Raw genomic sequence first — 16,600 nt, forward strand, 5'->3', positions numbered from 1 at the left:
GCCGCTGCGGCTGATGAGACGGCCGTCCTGCCGCAGGTGCCGGACGCTGCCCCGGGTGCTGCTGCGGCTGACGAGACGGCGGTGCTTCCGCCGGTGCGGGAGACTGGGTCGCGGGCCGCTGCGGCTGATGAGACGGCCGTCCTGCCGCAGGTGCCGGACGCTGCCCCGGGTGCTGCTGCGGCTGACGAGACGGCGGTGCTTCCGCCGGTGCCGGGCGTGGATCCGGCGGACCGGGTGCCCCAGGACATCTTCCGGGACGAGCGGCCCGCCGACGGGGCCGACCGCACCCGTGAGCTTGCACAGGTCGACGAGGAGGGGCGGCCGCGCCGCCGCTCCGACTGGGCCGAGGAGACCCCGCTGGACGACCTCCCGACGCTGGCGGACGAGCTGCTGGGCCGGCATGACGACGACGAGGACGGCCGTTACGGCGGCCGGCGCCCCTAGCTAGTGCTGTGACCGGATAGGTTCACCGGCTCGCGACGCCCTGCACGGCACTCCCCCTGGCTTCGCTGGGAGGCGCCCCCACGCTGCGTTCTCGAATCACCCGAGTACATCCAGTACGAGGGCGATCTCCCCCAGCCTCCGGCCGGTGGGGGTACCCCCGGGCGGAGCCAGGAGGAGCCGCCTCCGGCCGGTGGGGGTACCCCCGGGCGGAGCCAGGAGGAGCACCCCCACCGGCTTGCGATGCGTCCCCTCGGCCCCAAGGGGCCGGGGGAGGCCCCATGCCCGCGGCCGCAAGGGGCCGGGGGAGGCTCCATGCCCGCGGCCGCAAGGGGCCGGGGGAGACACCATGCACCGGACGCCGCGAGCTTCCCGGCAAACCCATCCGGTCACAGCACTGGCTCCCTGCCGGCGGGGTCGTCCACCGCTTCCACCGTCGAGGTTTTCCACAGGGTGCGAGGGCTGTCGGACCCCTGCCCCACAATGGGAACCCGGTGCAACACCTCGTACGACGTCAGAAGGCGGTGACGGCTGCATGGCCGTGTGGGACGACCTGGTCGGACAGGAGCGTGTCCAGGAGCAGCTCGCCGCCGCCGCACGGGACGCCGATGCCCTCGTATCGGCGCAGGCGGCGGGCAAGCAGCCCCCGGATGCGTCCCGGATGACGCACGCGTGGCTGTTCACGGGCCCGCCCGGCTCCGGCCGCGCGACCGCGGCGCGTGCCTTCGCCGCCGCTCTGCAGTGCGTCGGTCCTGACCGCGCGCTGGGCGGGGTGCCCGGCTGCGGGTTCTGCGACGGTTGCCACACCAGCCTGGTCGGTACGCATGCGGACGTCGAGGTCGTCCGCACGGACCTGTTGTCCATCGGTGTGAAGGAGACCCGCGAGCTCGTCCGCCGGGCCCAGCTGTCACCGGCGGTCGGACGCTGGCAGGTCATCGTCCTCGAGGATGCCGACCGTCTCACCGAGGGGGCGGGCAATGTGCTGCTGAAGGCCGTCGAGGAGCCCGCCCCGCGTACGGTCTGGCTGCTGTGCGCGCCGTCTCTGGAGGACGTCCTTCCCACGATCCGTTCCCGCTGCCGGCACCTGACCCTCCGCACACCGCCCGTCACGGCGGTCGCGGATGTCCTGATCAGACGCGACGGCATCGAACCCGAGGCGGCGACCGCCGCCGCCCGTGCCACCCAGGGGCATATCGGCCGAGCGCGCCGACTGGCCACGGACGAACGCACGCGCGCCCGCCGCGCCACCGTTCTCAAACTTCCGCTGCGCATCGAGGACATCGGCGGCTGTCTGAAGGCCGCACAGGAGCTGGTCGATGCTGCGGCGGAGGACGCCAAACAGGTCTCCGAGGAGATCGACGCCAAGGAGACCGAGGATCTGAAGACCGCCCTGGGCGCGGCGGCGGGCGGCCGGATGCCGCGTGGCACGGCAGGGGCGATGAAGGAGCTGGAGGACCGGCAGAAGCGCCGCAAGACCCGCACGCAGCGCGACAGTCTCGATCTCGCGCTCACCGACCTGACCGGGTTCTACCGCGATGTGCTCGCCCTGCAGATGGGCTCCCGGGTGGCGCTCGCGAACGAGGACGTTCGGGATGCCCTCGACCGGGTCGCCCGGAGCTCGAGCCCCGAGCGGAGCCTCCGTCGGATACAGGCGATCCTGGCGTGCCGCGAGGCCCTGGACGCGAATGTGGCGCCACTGCTGGCGGTGGAGGCGATGACGCTGGCGCTCCGCTCGGGCTGACCCTGCAGGTCCGAATCACCCAAACGGGCGTCAAGGGGTACGAACCCACGCCATGCGGCTAGGCTCCCAGAATGGATACCAGGCAACGCCTCCGGATCTCCGCCATCGCGTGCGCCGCTGCCGTGGGGATGCTTCTCTCCGGCTGCAACAGCCGCATCCTGCCTTCGGAGGCGTCCGAGGGGTCCGGGCCGCCGGCCGCGGTCCCCACGTCCGACTTCAAGCAGTACTACGACCAACGGCTGAGCTGGCGGGCATGCGGTGTCCCCAAGTTCGAATGCGCCACGCTCAAGGCTCCGCTGGACTACGCGAACCCCGACGGTCCCTCGATCGATCTTGCGGTGGCCCGGGTCAAGGCCACCGGTCCGGGCAAGCGGATCGGCTCGCTTCTGGTGAACCCGGGAGGGCCGGGAGGTTCGGCTGTCGGATACCTCCAGGGGTACGCGGGCATCGGCTATCCCGCCCCGGTGCGCGCCAGGTACGACATGGTCGCGATCGACCCGCGTGGTGTTGCCCGCAGCGAGCCCGTCGAGTGCCTCGACGACAAGCAGATGGACGCCTACACACAGACCGACCAGACCCCCGACAACGCAGCCGAGATCGCCAAGCTGCGGGAGGCGTACAAGGACTTTGCCGCAGGCTGCAAAAAGCGGTCCGCCTCGGTGCTGCCGCATGTCTCGACCGTCGAGGCGGCGCGCGACATGGACATCCTGCGCGCGGTGCTGGGCGACGAGAAGCTGTCGTACGTCGGCGCTTCGTACGGCACCTTCCTGGGCGCGACGTACGCCGAGCTCTTCCCTGATCGTGTAGGCCGTTTTGTGCTGGACGGGGCGATGGACCCGTCGCTGCCCGCCCGTCAGGTGAACCGTGACCAGACGGAAGGCTTCGAGACCGCCTTCAAGTCCTTCGCCGCTGACTGTGTGAAGCACACGGACTGCCCGCTCGGCACCGAATCCGCGACAGACGCGGCAGCCAGGCTCAAGGCCTTCTTCGCCACCACCGACGCCGAACCGGTCCCGACCGGCGAGAGCCGCGAGCTCACCGAGTCCCTGGCCACGACCGGCGTGATCGCCGCGATGTACGACGAGGGTGCCTGGCCGCAGCTGCGCACGGCCCTCAGGCGGGCGATGGACGGTGACGGGGCCGAGCTGCTGGCTCTGGCGGACTCGTACTACGAGCGAGAGCCGGACGGTGCCTACGCGAACCTCATGTACGCCAATGCGGCCGTGAACTGCCTCGATGCGCCGCCCGCCTTCAAGACCCCCGCCGAGGTCGGCTCGGCTGTCCCTGACTTCGAGAAGGCATCCCCGGTCTTCGGCAAGGGCTTCGCCTGGGCGTCCCTGAACTGCGCCTACTGGCCGGCCACCGCCACCGGCTCCCCCCATCGCATCGAGGCGAAGGGTGCCGACCCGATCCTGGTCGTCGGTACGACCCGCGACCCGGCCACCCCGTACAAATGGGCCCAGGCCCTCGCGGGCCAGCTCTCCTCCGGCACGTTGCTGACCTACGACGGTGACGGCCACACGGCATACGGTCGGGGCAGCGACTGCATCGACACGGCGATCAACAACTACCTGCTCGAGGGCACGCCCCCGTCGGAGAACAAGCGCTGCCAGTGATCAGCGACCTGGTCAGGGGCACTCCGAATAACCCTGTAGACTTGGCGCCGCTGCTGATGCGAACCTGCTCCTGCCGGGAGAGGTATATCGGCAGCTTGCCGCCTTAGCTCAGTTGGCCAGAGCAACGCACTCGTAATGCGTAGGTCTCGGGTTCGAATCCCGAAGGCGGCTCATCCTGAAACCCCAGGTCGGATTGACTCCGACCTGGGGTTTTCTCGTTCAGTGGATGCGGCGACGGCGGCGGGCGCGAGCCGCGCGGGTGTCGGGGGTCTCAGTTCTGGTCTCAGTGGGGCCCCGATCGGGCGCCGGGGGAGCGGGCACGAAGAACTCGCCGATGCGCCGCATGGCGTCCTTCGAGAGGTGGGATCGGCCCTTGACGTACCTCCTCGTCTGGCTGATCCGGGTGTGCCGAAGGATCTCCATGATCGTGGGCATGGCTGACCGTCTACCAGCTGCCGCCGTACGCTCCCGAGCTCAACCCCGTCGAGGGCGTGTGGTCACACTTGAAGAGGTCGCTGGCCAACCTCACCAAACACAGCCTTGACCAGCTCACTGCGCTGGTGAAGGCACGGTTGAAACGGATGCCGTACCGGCCCCCGCCTCATCGAGGGTCTCATCGCCAAGACCGGGCTCGACTCCTAACCGCCGTCAGCTGTTAAAGATCTCTCGTCAGAATGCAGTGGGGCTCGTCGTTGTCTTCGTCGCCCACGCGGGTCCAGAGCATCAGAGTCTTTCCATGCCGCAGAGCGCTGAGGACGTCTCCCACGTCATCCCCCTCGGGGCCTTTGGTGTCGAACGACCGCCAGACGGCGGTCCCTGACTTGTCGGAGTCGTCTTTCCAGGTGCCCGATCCTGACCGGGGTCCTGTCCAGTTCCAGTCCGAGGCGCCCATCCAGTCGCCGCATACGTTGTCGGCCGTGAAAGTTCCATCCGGCTTCAGCGTCAGGGTGCCGCCGTCGGCGTCGGTCCATGTGGTCGTGAGTTCGGCCGGCTTCAGCATGACGGATTCGCCCTCGGGCGGCGGCCGGTGCCAGAACCAGCTGCAGGCCGTGAGTGGGAGAGCCATGGCAAGGAGGACCAGCGCGGTCCGGCAGGAACGCAACACGCTCCACCTCCAGCGGCTTCTGCAGGTCGCGCGCGCGACGGGAGATCAAGGACGTGTTCCGCAGCCTGGCATAGACTTTGAACACGTTCAAGCCCGAGTTGACGGAGGCGGAGCCCCACAGGTCGTCACGGCCGTACCGCACCGAAGTACCGCAACCGCAGCGACTGATGGCGGTCACAGCACTGGACCCTCCATGGCCCGGAAGCAGCCGAAATGACCCTGAACAGCCGATCCATCACGAGCCGGACGTGCTCACGCCGAGCCCGTTCCTCAGCCGTCGATCCACCGCAATCGGGATACCTCATCCTCCCGACATGGCGCGGACCACGGCAGCCGTCACGGCCCGACGTAACCCGCACCATTGAAGATCCCTAGTCAGGGGTTTTCGGCCGCTGAGGGCCACTATGCGAACGCCGCCGGACGTCCGTGGACCATGATCGGACAACTCGTCATGCGTAGGTCTCGGGTTCGAATCCTGAAGGCGGCTCAGAGAAGCCGCGGCCGCCCGAACCGCTTCGCCCGCCGAATGCACCGCGTTCCAGCGGGCCGCGTATCCAACGGGCGTTTCGCAGGAGCTTTCACCGGAGTCGTCGGCGAATCCCGGCTAGAGATCGAAGGCTCCCACTGTGTGCAGCACATGGGGTTCATCGCGCAGGCGTACGAGGAGCTGCGGATGTCGGCCGCGCAATCGCGGCCGCGGGTCGGCCGCCGGTACGCCAGGAGCTCAGCGGCGGCTCTCCAGTACCCGGTCCAGGGTGAGTGCCAGCACGCCCCCCAGCAGCACGGCAGCGACCATCATCGAGCCGACCTCCGCGTTGAGCGCGCCCCAACCGTTGACCAGCGAGATGACCAGGGTGAAGAGCGGGACCGCCAAGGTCGCCGTGAGATGGCGGGGGAGGGAGTCGCGGTGCGGCGCGCGGTGCACGCGGGCGGCGGCCAGGACACAGATGGTCATCGTCAGCACGTTGGGGACGTAGATGAGCGCGACCCGCCAGCCGAAGGAGTGCAGGCGGGAGTCGAAGACACCCTGTACCGCGTAGCCCACCGCGATGCTCAGCAGCGTCAGCGCCACGAGGCCGACAGCCCACGAGCGAATCAGTGGGAAGAACCACGTGGGGCGTCCCTGGATCCCCCCTACCTGCATGTGATGTGCTGGCGGCGAGGCCTGGTTGCTGCGCGTGCCGTACATCTTCTACCTCTCTCTTTCCTCGGGGCCGCACACGCTATCTCAGTCGGTCGTGTTGCCATCCGGTCTCCGCCGGGCGCGAGGGGAAGCCCGGAAGTCGCTGCACGCGAAAGGTGAAGCAATGAACGCGCGGGGTCACGCCGGACGGCAGGGGCGGCACGTCGGCCGCCGAGCAGTGCTCGGGGCCGGGGTCGTGGGTGTCGGAGCCTTTGCGGCGTGGCAGGTCTTCGGCAGTGAGGAGGACGGGGGCATTCCGGCGCCGCCCGAGCGGCAGCCCACCTGGACGTACGCGATGAACGGGGCTGCCGCCGGGGTGACTTGGCTGAGCAGTGCGGGCGGCTCCCTCTACATCACCTCCGACGGTCCGCTGTCCGTGCACGCGGTGAACGCCGGGAACGGACGCGAGCGATGGGTGGCTGAGGTGGCCGGCGGCAAGCAGGGGGACGCGGTGCTCGGGCCTGTCACCGTCGCCGACGGGACCGTCTATGCCGTGGCCAGGGGCGGGCACGTCAACGCCTTCGCTGACGACGACGGCAGCCGGCGCTGGGCGAGTGCACCGCTGGGCGGCGGTTCCCCTGCGGCACCTGTGGTGATCGGCTCCACTGTGTGCGTGCTGATGGGAACGGAGAAGGCGGCGGACGAAGCCGGTTCCACCCGCACCCTGGTCGAGGGTGTGCTGTGCGGGTTGGCTACGGGCACGGGGCGCGTCAAGTGGCGGACTGAGGGGAACCGGCTGCTGCTCGGGGACCCCTCCCGCGGACAGGTGATCGCGGAGACCCGGGGCGGCGAACGGATCGTCGCACTCGACGCGGATTCGGGGGACGAGCGCTGGTCGCTGCCGAAGCAGGACAGCGTGGTGCTGGCGACGGATACGAAGCTGATGTACGCCACCGGGTCGGGGAAGGCCAACGAACTGGCCGCGTACGACCTTTCCACCGGGGAGCGGCGTTGGAAGTCCCCCGCGCCTCCGAAGGAGAGCACAGAGGGCCCGGGTGCGCGGATCACCCTCTCCGCCGACGGGCGTACGGTCTACGCCTGCGAGGGCGGAACCGGGGCCGTGTACTCCTACGACGCCGCGACGGGCGACCGGCGCTGGCGCGCCACGGTCGATTCGCCGGTGACTCCCGAGGCTGCGTCGGGCGGGTCCGCCGTCTTTCTGGCTACGAGTGACGGCTACCGGGGCGCGCACTCCGTCGACTCAGGCTTCCAGAACCCCTTCGCCGACGAGGAGAAGAAGCCCGGCGGCTATGTCACCGCAAGAGCCGCATCCGACGGGAAGCAGTTGTGGCGTACACCGTCCAACAGCTGCACCTCCGTACCGGCGTTGGCTGGCAGTCAGTCCGTACTGGTGGGCCACACCTCGGAGTTGTGGGCCTACGACGCTCGTACGGGAGCGGCGCGCTGGCGCGCGAAGGGCGAGCCGAGTGCGGATGGAGTCCCCTTGGTCGCCGACGGCAGGCTTTACGTGCTCACGGATGCGGGAGTCAGCGCGGTTTCGGCTTCGGTGTGAGGCCCGGCGGTCCCCGCTGGTCAGTTCGGTAAGTCTCCTTATGGAGTTGCGAATTGGGTCCGTGGGCCCATGTGCCGACCAGCGTCGCTCTGTACGATTCTCGAACACACACTGCCCCATGGGACACAGCTGCCTCAGGCGACACATCCCCCCACACTGAGCACGCCGTACGGAAGGAACCACGAGCATGGAGCATCGCGGACCGACAGACGGAGCGGCACGGAGGTGGGAACGCGGACTCCGGCGGAGCGCCAAGGTGATGGGCGGCGCGGCGGTTGCGATGCTGCTGCTGGCCGGTTGCGGGGGCGGCGGCGCGGCGGACGAGGCGGCACCAGAGGGCTACGAGCGCCTCAAGACGCCCCACATCACCGTGGACTTCCCCACGGCGTGGAAGGTCCAGTCCGAGGCGGAGCGGCCCGAGGCCGCCGACGGGGCGGCCGTGCTGGAGCAGGGCGGACGCCAGCTCGGGAAGATCTCGGTCGTGCTCAAGTACGACGACTCCCGTGACGCCAAGACGGCGGCGGCCTCCGCCCTCGGCGACCACGAACTGCAGGCGGAGATCAAGGGGTTCAAGGACTTCACCGTCGGCGGCACGGATGACGGTCAGCGGATCGACTACGCCTTCAAATCCACTGGAACCGGGTCGACCCCTCCCAAGGGGGAGCCGGTCAACGGGGTCGACGTGGTGGGCACGGACAAGAGGGGCGAGACCTTTCTGGTCCGGATCAACGCTGCCGCATCCGCTCTGAGCTCCGACGAGCTGGAGAAGGTTGCCAAGAGCGTCCAGGTCGTCGCGTCCGACTGAGGCCGGCGCGTTGGCCGAATTTCCGGCGCGGCGAGTCCGCCGATGAGAGCGGCTGCTGTGGAGCCGTGGAGATGTCCTCCACGTCCGTCTTATGCGTCGCGGATCCATGTGCCGATCCTGACGCGCACGGTGACACTCCGCTCTCAATAACTCCTTCCCGAATCACTGGAGTTATGAGCAATGGCCTCGGTATCAGTGCGAGGCATTCATCCATTCTTGGGGAACATCAGCACCGTGCGGGAAGCCCGCGGGGGAGAGGGGCAGGGGGAATGGGACCCTTCGAAGGGTCGAGGTCGGTTTCGGGCAGGCTGTCAACCGATGCCGGACAAGGCGCTGTCGACTACATGGGTGTCGTCGTGGTGGTCGCTGCAGTCATCGCGGGCGTAACGGCCGTCGGTATCGGGGGCGACATCTCGGCGGCCATCAGTGCCCAGATATGCAAGCTGACCGGCGGATCGAACTGCGACATCATCTCCATCAGCGCCAAGGACCAGGACGCCCAGGACAGGGACAAGAGTTACCGGCCGGTGCTGTGCAACACGAAGAACGAGCAGACCGACTCCGGGCAGGAGGTCAAGGTCGCCATCGTCAAGCTGGGCAGCAAGTTCACCATGAAGCGGGAAGAGTTCACGGACACTTCGGAGAAGCTCCCGGACGGCTCGAAGGGCACCGGGAAACGCATCATGATCACCGTCCAGGGGAGCGGTGAGGCCGGCCTTGAAACCGGCGCCAAGGCGAAGTTCGGAGAGAACAAGGCGAAGGTCCTCGAACTCGGCGCCGGGGTCGAGGTGAAGGACGGGGACACCTGGGTCTTCTCCGACCCGGACAAGGCCAATGAGTTCCAGGAGAGGGTCAAGGACCTTCAGGACTCTGCTCCGAAGGAGGCCGGGAAGGGGTTCCTGCGGGTCTTCGGGGTCGACCTCGACGAGGACGAGCGGGAGAACTTCAGCAAGGACTACAAAGACAACCACATCAGTACCGAAGAGACGAAGGTCAAGGCGAAAGCCGAGCTCGGACTCGAAGGCGAGACCAAGAACAGCGCCTATGGGATCTCGGGAGCCGTCGACGCGAGCGGCATGAAGCGCACCCAGATCAACAACTGGCTGCGCCCGCCGGTCATCTCCACCACCCGCGACTTCGAGGTCAGCGCCAAGGGGAAGACCAGCTGGGGCGCGAACGAAGCTCCTGCCAAGTTCAAGGGCGAGGCCGGCGCCGGGTTGAACGGCGCCATTACGGTCACGCGTTACTCCGAGGGCCCGAACAAGGGGAAGCTGGCCCGGATCGACGTCGTCACGACCGTCACCAAGGAGGGCAGCGCCGCCACCAACGTCGAAGGGTCGAAGGAAGCCAAGGACGGCACGGGCAAGCACCGGAAGGGCAAGCACCGGAAGGACGCCAACCCCAAGGGCACCATCAAGGGCGGGGACAAGAACGGCGTGAAGGAAGTGGAGACCACCACCACGACCCTCGCCTTCCCCCCAGACGAAGAGATCACGCCCGAGCAGCGCGAGCAGCGGGACATGGTGGAGAAGGCCATCGGCGAAGGCAACAACGACATCGTCGGCAGCTCCGAGGGCAAGCCGAATGTGGACGGCCGGACCCTGACGGGAATGATGACCGATACACCTCCCGCGACCTCGCCCGACAAGCCGGGAACTCCGCTCAGCGCGAGCAAGAACCCGTACGCCCGCCTCCTTCACGACTCCGCCATCAGCACCAGGACGACCCACACAGTGGACGCCAACAGCAAGGAGGGCGGCTTCGAGCTGAAGGCCGGCCTCTCGCTCGGGTACACCACGAAGCATGAGTCGGAGACTGCGGACCTTGAGAAGGCCGAATTCCTCGGAGCCCCGTCGGGCAAGGACGGGGCCAGGTCCTTCAAGCCCATCAAGGCGTGCAGCTGAGGGAGGGACAGCCCTTGGCACTGCCCCGCACCACCCGGGATGATCTTGCGGGGCCTCGTCATGCGTAGGTCTCGGGTACGAATCCCGAAGGCGGCTCCGGCGAAGGCCAGGTCACGTAGCCCGTGACCTGGCCTTCTGCGTTGGGCAGGGCACGATGCGTCACACGGCCGGGGCCGAGGCCCGCCCGGGTGCGGCTTGCGTGAGCGATGGATGGTCGGAGCGGCCCGGGCCCCACTTCTTGGTTTCTTCCGCGCGCTCTCCTTCTTCGCCCTGGCGTCGGCTTTCGCCCTCGCCGTGGCCCGCACGGCAGTCCTGCGGGCCTCTTCTCCGGCCCGGCCTTGCGCTTGAGCGCAGCTCAGCGGCCTCAGCGGCCTCGGCGGCCTCGGCGGCGAGCTTGAGCGCGGCCGCGCCGTGCCGGAGGTCGCGCAACCGGGGCGGCCACGGCGAGAAGGGGCTCTGCAGCGCCCCGCCATTGTCACGGAATGCTGGGTTGCGCCGGCGATGTCCCGGCCGGAGTTCGGCGGACGGTTCGCGCAGACGGCGGCGCGCAGGATGTCGAACTCGGGGACGGCGATCACTCCGGACCGGGCCTCGGGGTGCGGATGCTGTTTCAGGCACGTGCGGTCGTCTCCGTGCGGGAGACGGCGCCTGGACCCGCCTGTTGGTCGCATCGTGTTACTGCGATGATGCTCGCCACCGGCGGCCTTCAGCAGGAAACGCGTGTAGGAGAGAAGCTTTGACCCTCACTGATCCCGAGATGTCACCATCGTGGGCTGGAGAAACGCCCGGGGAGGCGGACGGTCATTCGCCCTCGAAGCTGTCGGCTGCCGACGTGCTGACGCTGGGCAACGCGGTTTGCGGTTTCTCCTCCATCTACTTCATCACCACCGCCGTTCTGGTCCCCTACCTGACGGGCGGTGGGGAAGACGGCTCGATGAGGCAGGGCGCGGCCACCGCCGTCATGCTCATCCTGATGGCCTCGCTGTTCGATCTGTGCGACGGGATGGTCGCCCGGAAGTTCCGCAGCTCTGGGATGGGGCCGGAGCTCGACAACCTCTCGGACCTGGTCAGCTTCGGCCTTTCACCCGCGTACTTCGTGGTGGTGTGGGGGCTCGTCAACGACGACTCGCACCCGGAACTCGTGGTACCGGCTGCCGTCGCCGTACTGCTCGGCGGCTTGCTGCGGCTGGCCCGCTTCTCGGTCACCCCGATGCAGGACGGCATGTTCCAGGGCATGCCGATCCCGTTCGCCGCACTGACAGTTGTTTCGGTCGTCCTGCTCGAACTCCCTTTCATGGTCACACTGATGGCGGTGCTCGGCGTTGCCTGGCTGATGGTGAGCAGGGTCGAATACCCCAAGCCCACCGGCAGCATGGCCATTGCCACGATCGGATGGGCGGCGATCAACATCGGCTGCCTGGTCGCCTGGGCCGCCAACTCCCCCGGCGCCGAAACTCTCCTTGTGACCGGCTGCACGCTCCAGCTGACCCTCGCGGCAGTGCTTCCCCTGTTCGCCACGGCGCGCCGTATCAACAGGGCCCGTAACGCTCGCTCGGCCAGGGCCGGAGGGGCCTGACGGAGGTCGGGCGCGGACTCTCCGAGCAGAGTCCGCGTCCCCCGGGAGCGCCCCTCGGCCGGCATCCTGAACCGCATGGACGACCGACTCTGATGAAGCCCCGCTCGGAGAACCTCCGAGCTGGGCTTCTCGTTCAGAGGGTGCGGCGACCTCGTGTCCGCGATGTGGCGCAAGCCGCCACCCTGGCTTCTGAGCGGGCCTTTGCCGGCCCGGCGCGTGGCGCGTCACGCCACCTGGGTGGTGCCCGGCCCGTCAGATCAGGCCCTCGGCGGTCAGGGGATTCCTGGCCAGAGCGGTGAGCAGGGCGCGCTGAATGTGTCCGCGCGCATCGTGGAGTCGGCACCGGACATGGACTCCAAGTTCTACGCCGCCACCCAGACCATGGACGAGGCGCGGCACGTGGAGCTGTACTTGCGGTTCCTGCGCGAGAAGGTCGGGATGCACTACCCGATCAACCAGGACCCGGCCAGCTTGCTGGCCGAGTTGCTGGAGGACTCCCGCTGGGACCTCCCCTGTCTCGGCATGCAGGTGCTGATCGAGGGCCTGGCGCTCGCCGCCTTCGGCCTCTTCCGCGACGTGTCGACCAATCCGCTGGTCAAACAGCTGCTTGCCTGAGTCATGCAGGACGAGGCGCGGCACGTCGCCTTCGGGCGCCTCGCGCTGAAGGACTACTACGGCGAACTGACCTCCAAGGAGCGCGCCGAGCGCGAGGAGTTCGTGGTGGAAGGCTGCTCTCTGCTGCGCGACCGGTTCAAGGGAAAGGCGGTCCACGAGCAACTCGGCCTGCCACTCGACGAATGCATGGAATTCGTCGACAACTCGGAGATGTACCAGCTCCACCAGTCGTTGCTGCTCAGCCGAGTCGTGCCCTGTGTGAAGGACGTCGGTCTGTGGGGCGAAAGGGCGCAGGCCGCCTATGGCCGGATGGGCATCCTCGAGAACGCCAGGGCCGATCCCGACGTGCTCATTGAGGCAGGACGAGGACATCGCCCAGGCCGTGGACCAGGAGCGTTACGAGAGTGAACTGGCCGTCCGCAAGCAGGAGGTGGACGACGCGATCGCGCTCGGAGAGGACGGGACCGAGGCCGAGTAAGGAGGCCGAGTAAGGTCCCCTTCATGACCACAGATGCGCAGAGGACGGGCCCCTTCTGGGACGTCCTGGCCGGACGGACACCCCCGCCGGCCGCGGCGACGACGCTGGGGTGGGAACTGATCGCGGTCGATCCGGAGCAGGGAACCATCGAGGTGGCCTTTCAGGCCACCGAGCAGTTCCTCAACCCGGTGGGAGTGGTTCAGGGCGGGTTTCTGGCCGCCATGCTCGACGACACGCTGGGGCCGGCGCTCGTGGCGACCCTGTCCGACGGCCAGTTCGCGCCGACCCTGGATCTCCATGTGCAGTTCCTGCGGCCGGCCCGACCGGGTCGGCTCATCGGACGGGGGCGGATCGTCCAGCGCGGCAACGAGGTGTGCTTCCTGTCCGGCGAGCTTCTGGCCGCCGACGGCAAGCCCGTCGCCGTGGCCACGGCGACGGCGCGCATCAAGACGGTTTCCGGGACCTCACGCTGAACCGTGCGGGAGCCGTGGACGTTCCGCGCCTGTCCGCGGGCGACGGCCTTGTGCTGCGCCCCTGGGAGCTGGGCGATCTGCCGCTCGTCCGGGAGGCGTCGGACGACCCCTACATTCCGTTGATCACGACCATTCCCCGGACGTACTCGCAGGAGGCGGGCGAAGCCTTCGTCCGACGGCAGTGGGAGCGGGCGTCCACCGGGAGCGGGTATCCGTTCGTCATCGTGCGCCGCGAGGACGGCAGACCGCTCGGAACGGTCGGCCTGTGGCTCAGGGAACTGAACGAGGGCCGTGCGTCGTTGGGTTACTGGGTGGCCGGATCTGCCCGTGGTCGGGGGGTCGCTGCGGAAGCCCTTCGAGCGGTGGCCGTCTGGGCCCTCGGCGATCTACGGATTCCCCGCCTGCAGCTCTGTGCGGAGCCGTGGAACGCCGCGTCGATACGGACGGCGGAGCGTGCCGGCTTCCGGCGCGAGGGCCTGCTCCGCAGTTGGCAGCAGGTGGGCGACGAGCGCCGGGACATGATCATGTATGCCATGCTGCGTGCCGATCTGCCCTGAGCGGTCGGTGTCGTCGGCGTTGGCGGGATCGTGCCCGCCCCCGCGCAGGTGTCGCGGAGACCGGGCGGAGAGGCGTGGCCCGTAGGGTCGCGGCCTGTGAGCGGGCGCTCGCACCTCTGGTCCTCCTCGGGTGCTCCCGCGTTCCGTATCGGGGCTGCAGGGCGACGGGAAGGGAGGCCGAACGGTGGCGGACGAGAAGGTCCTCGAGGCACAGAAGTGGGTGAACTCCACCTACGGCGGGGTGTCCGGGTACGTGCGATGCCCGGAGGACGGCCGCACCGGATGGGCGACCATGTATGCACTGGTCATGGGGTTGCAGCACGAGTTGGGGATCAGTCCGCTGGTCGCCTCGTTCGGCCCGACGACGCAGTCCAGACTCGCCGCACTCGGTGACGTCACGTTCGGCTGGAACGCGAACCGGAACATCGTCAGAATCCTGCAGCACGGACTGTTCTGCAAGGGCTACTGGGGCGGTGACGGCCGGGGGGACTACGACATCTCCACCGGCGCGGCGGTCGATGCGGTCAAGTCGGACATGGGCCTGCCGCAGGACGGCAGGGTCCAGGCCAAGATCTTCAAGGTGATCCTGAACATGGACGCCTACGTCGTCGTCGCCGGCGGGACGGACAAGGTGCGGGAGATCCAGCAGTGGCTGAACAGCCGCTACTGGGGGAAGTCGACCTTCGACGTCGGGCCGTGCGACGGCCTGTACTCGCGGGATGTGCAGAAGTCCCTGATGAAGGCGATCCAGTACGAGCTCGGGATCGCCGAGGGCTCGGTGAACGGAAACTTCGGCCCCACCACCCAGGCCGGCCTCAAGTCGCACACCCTGTCCGAGGGCGCATCGGGTATCTGGGTCCAGTTGTTCTCGGCGGCCTGTGTGTTCAACGAGCCGCTGCCCGGCGATGTCCGCACCGGGTTCCGCAGCGACTTCGACTCGAAGCTGCGCGAGTACGCCGACCTGTTCCAGGAGTTCTCGGCGCTGGCGAGGACGGGGCGTGCGGACTACCAGACCTGGGCGCAGCTTCTGGTGTCCATGGGGGACGCCGACCGTCCGGCGTCCGGGTGCGACACCCGGTTCGAGATCACACCGTCCCGTGCGAAGTGGTTGCACGACAACGGCTACCGGGTGGTCGGCCGCTATCTGTACGACCCTCCGGGGTCGACGCTCGACAAGGAGATCAAGCCGGGTGAGCTGAAGACGATCTTCGATGCGGGTATGAGGGTCTTCCCGATCTACCAGGACAACGCCCGCCGACTCTCCGACTTCACCTACACACAGGGCTACCAGCACGCTCTGAACGCGCACAAGCTGGCCTCGGATTACGGCTTCAACCGCGGCACGACCCTCTACTTCGCGGTGGACTACGACGCCACGCAGGAAGAGATCGACTCGGCGATCGTGCCGTACTTCCACGGTGTCGCGGCGGGTCTGGCGTACAACGGGAAGAAGTACATCCACGGTGTGTACGGATCCCGGAACGTGTGCGGCAACGTCACCAGGAAGACCGACGCACGCTGGTCGTTCGTATCCGGTATGTCATGGGGCTTCTCCGGAAACCTGGGCTTCCCGCTCCCCTCGAACTGGGCGTTCAACCAGATCAAGGAGTTCAGGGTCACCAACGGCCAGGATGTGTTCGACCTGGACCGCGACGTCACCCGACCGGGCGGTGACACCGGTGCCGGTTCGGTCAACGAGCCGTCGGGCCCTGCGGACAACTTCATCGACTACGTCACGCGTCTGTACGCGGTGGCGCGGGAGTACGGCAAGGGAAACCCGGACCGGCTGGTGATGGAGTTCACCCGCCATGAGGCGTACGGCGGCGGCGACTGGGACTTCCTGATCGGTGAGTACGACAAGGACTTCATCGGCTTCGCCAGGGGCAGGGGCATGTCCGTCCTGAAGGAGTTCACGGACCCCTACACCGGCCATCCGCTCGGCGCGGAGCATCTGATGGCGTCGGCGAACGGTCATTTCGTGTCGGCCCCGCCGGGCAATCCGAAGAGCGTGAACGAGGGCGACGTCGCAGGCTGGGGCGGCGACCTGCTCACCTTCTACGCGGACTGGCGCCGCGAGTCGGACAGCTATGCGTCCGGTTACACCTTCTGCCAGGCGAAGCTGGCGAAGATCGGTGTCGCATCGAGTTTCGGCTTCAACGACCTGATCGAGGACGCGGACGCGTTCCTGATCGCCGACAAGGTCCGGTCGGGCAAGGACATCGTGACCGCGGTCCGGGAGCAGTACAACGGCGGCGGCGGTCTGAAGCGCTTCTCGAACTACTACGAGAAGCGGTTCAACGGGAACACGGAGGACACGAAGTTCCTGGCCCACAACATCCTGACGGCAGCGGACGACAAGGAGGTCGTGGCGGCGCAGATCGGTCTCATCACGGTCCGCGGTGGCATCAAGACGCTGCCGGCCATGCTTCCGTACAGCGTTCTGGAGCCGTTCGAGAAGGGATTCACGGACACACTGCTGGCGCGGACCGGCCTGGAGGCGCGGATGGCTGCGGAGTGGAAGGCGAACCACCGGAAGTATCTGCGACAGGCCGAGGCCCGAGCCCGTGCTCGCAAGGCCGCTGACGGCGCATGA

General features: G+C 68.1%; 11 protein-coding genes, 1 tRNA gene and 4 pseudogenes. 13 read left to right on the forward strand and 3 right to left on the reverse strand.

What is annotated here, in order from left to right; all coding sequences use genetic code 11:
• The 4 genes and pseudogenes from AC068D_RS32540 to AC068D_RS32555 all read left to right on the forward strand — a co-directional run.
• A pseudogene (locus tag AC068D_RS32540) lies at positions 1-444 on the forward strand (dTMP kinase); the annotation flags it as partial.
• A gap of 532 nt (positions 445-976) precedes the next feature.
• A complete protein-coding gene (locus AC068D_RS32545) occupies positions 977-2,182 on the forward strand; it encodes a DNA polymerase III subunit delta' (RefSeq protein WP_478826729.1) in 1,206 nt (401 codons plus the stop codon).
• A 71-nt stretch (positions 2,183-2,253) separates the two neighbouring features.
• The gene (locus tag AC068D_RS32550; RefSeq protein WP_478826730.1) at positions 2,254-3,798 is read left to right on the forward strand and encodes an alpha/beta hydrolase; all 1,545 of its coding nucleotides are present in this window, start codon (positions 2,254-2,256) and stop codon (positions 3,796-3,798) included.
• Between the two features lie 97 nt (positions 3,799-3,895).
• Positions 3,896-3,969, forward strand: a tRNA-Thr gene (locus AC068D_RS32555).
• Positions 3,970-4,017: 48 nt separating this feature from the next.
• On the opposite strand, the pseudogene AC068D_RS32560 reads toward AC068D_RS32555, so the two are convergent.
• Positions 4,018-4,233: pseudogene (locus AC068D_RS32560) on the reverse strand (tyrosine-type recombinase/integrase); the annotation flags it as partial.
• Here AC068D_RS32560 and AC068D_RS32565 point away from each other — a divergent pair.
• A pseudogene (locus AC068D_RS32565) lies at positions 4,233-4,440 on the forward strand (transposase); the annotation flags it as partial. The pseudogenes AC068D_RS32560 and AC068D_RS32565 overlap by 1 nt on opposite strands.
• Positions 4,441-4,453: 13 nt before the next feature.
• Here the strand turns inward: AC068D_RS32565 and AC068D_RS32570 are convergent.
• Positions 4,454-4,864, reverse strand: coding sequence for a hypothetical protein (locus AC068D_RS32570; RefSeq protein WP_478826731.1), 411 nt, complete (start codon positions 4,862-4,864; stop codon positions 4,454-4,456).
• 763 nt (positions 4,865-5,627) lie between these two features.
• Positions 5,628-5,975 carry a hypothetical protein gene (locus AC068D_RS32575; RefSeq protein WP_478826732.1) on the reverse strand — a complete coding sequence of 116 codons (348 nt, stop codon included), beginning with the start codon at positions 5,973-5,975 and terminating at the stop codon, positions 5,628-5,630.
• Positions 5,976-6,210: 235 nt separating this feature from the next.
• Between AC068D_RS32575 and AC068D_RS32580 the strand changes: the two genes are divergently transcribed.
• The 8 genes and pseudogenes from AC068D_RS32580 (at position 6,211) to AC068D_RS32615 (ending at position 16,600) form a co-directional block, all read left to right on the forward strand.
• Complete coding sequence (locus tag AC068D_RS32580) at positions 6,211-7,599, forward strand: outer membrane protein assembly factor BamB family protein (RefSeq protein ID WP_478826733.1); 1,389 nt, start codon at positions 6,211-6,213, stop codon at positions 7,597-7,599.
• Positions 7,600-7,786: 187 nt separating this feature from the next.
• Positions 7,787-8,404 (forward strand): hypothetical protein, encoded by a 618-nt coding sequence (locus AC068D_RS32585; RefSeq protein ID WP_478826734.1) that lies wholly within the window; start codon positions 7,787-7,789, stop codon positions 8,402-8,404.
• Positions 8,405-8,748: 344 nt separating this feature from the next.
• Complete coding sequence (locus tag AC068D_RS32590) at positions 8,749-10,308, forward strand: hypothetical protein (protein ID WP_478826735.1); 1,560 nt, start codon at positions 8,749-8,751, stop codon at positions 10,306-10,308.
• A 757-nt stretch (positions 10,309-11,065) separates the two neighbouring features.
• Positions 11,066-11,884 (forward strand): CDP-diacylglycerol--serine O-phosphatidyltransferase, encoded by an 819-nt coding sequence (gene pssA / locus AC068D_RS32595; RefSeq protein ID WP_478826826.1) that lies wholly within the window; start codon positions 11,066-11,068, stop codon positions 11,882-11,884.
• Between the two features lie 294 nt (positions 11,885-12,178).
• Positions 12,179-12,977: pseudogene (locus AC068D_RS32600) on the forward strand (ferritin-like domain-containing protein); the annotation flags it as partial.
• A gap of 23 nt (positions 12,978-13,000) precedes the next feature.
• Positions 13,001-13,450: a PaaI family thioesterase gene (locus tag AC068D_RS32605; protein ID WP_478826736.1), complete on the forward strand. Its 450-nt coding sequence runs from the start codon at positions 13,001-13,003 to the stop codon at positions 13,448-13,450.
• Positions 13,451-13,464: 14 nt separating this feature from the next.
• Positions 13,465-14,007 (forward strand): GNAT family N-acetyltransferase, encoded by a 543-nt coding sequence (locus tag AC068D_RS32610; protein WP_478826737.1) that lies wholly within the window; start codon positions 13,465-13,467, stop codon positions 14,005-14,007.
• A 184-nt stretch (positions 14,008-14,191) separates the two neighbouring features.
• Complete coding sequence (locus AC068D_RS32615) at positions 14,192-16,600, forward strand: glycoside hydrolase domain-containing protein (RefSeq protein ID WP_478826738.1); 2,409 nt, start codon at positions 14,192-14,194, stop codon at positions 16,598-16,600.

The organism is Streptomyces sp. NPDC043861, assembly GCF_056435905.1.

What these genes read in the sequence shown, in the direction of transcription:
- AC068D_RS32545 (WP_478826729.1), top strand. Translation starts at nt 977, where the DNA reads ATGGCCGTGTGGGACGACCTGGTCGGACAGGAGCGTGTCCAGGAGCAG.
- AC068D_RS32550 (WP_478826730.1), top strand. Translation starts at nt 2,254, where the DNA reads ATGGATACCAGGCAACGCCTCCGGATCTCCGCCATCGCGTGCGCCGCT.
- AC068D_RS32570 (WP_478826731.1), bottom strand. Translation starts at nt 4,864, where the DNA reads ATGGCTCTCCCACTCACGGCCTGCAGCTGGTTCTGGCACCGGCCGCCG.
- AC068D_RS32580 (WP_478826733.1), top strand. Translation starts at nt 6,211, where the DNA reads ATGAACGCGCGGGGTCACGCCGGACGGCAGGGGCGGCACGTCGGCCGC.
- AC068D_RS32585 (WP_478826734.1), top strand. Translation starts at nt 7,787, where the DNA reads ATGGAGCATCGCGGACCGACAGACGGAGCGGCACGGAGGTGGGAACGC.
- AC068D_RS32590 (WP_478826735.1), top strand. Translation starts at nt 8,749, where the DNA reads ATGGGTGTCGTCGTGGTGGTCGCTGCAGTCATCGCGGGCGTAACGGCC.
- pssA (WP_478826826.1), top strand. Translation starts at nt 11,066, where the DNA reads ATGTCACCATCGTGGGCTGGAGAAACGCCCGGGGAGGCGGACGGTCAT.
- AC068D_RS32605 (WP_478826736.1), top strand. Translation starts at nt 13,001, where the DNA reads ATGACCACAGATGCGCAGAGGACGGGCCCCTTCTGGGACGTCCTGGCC.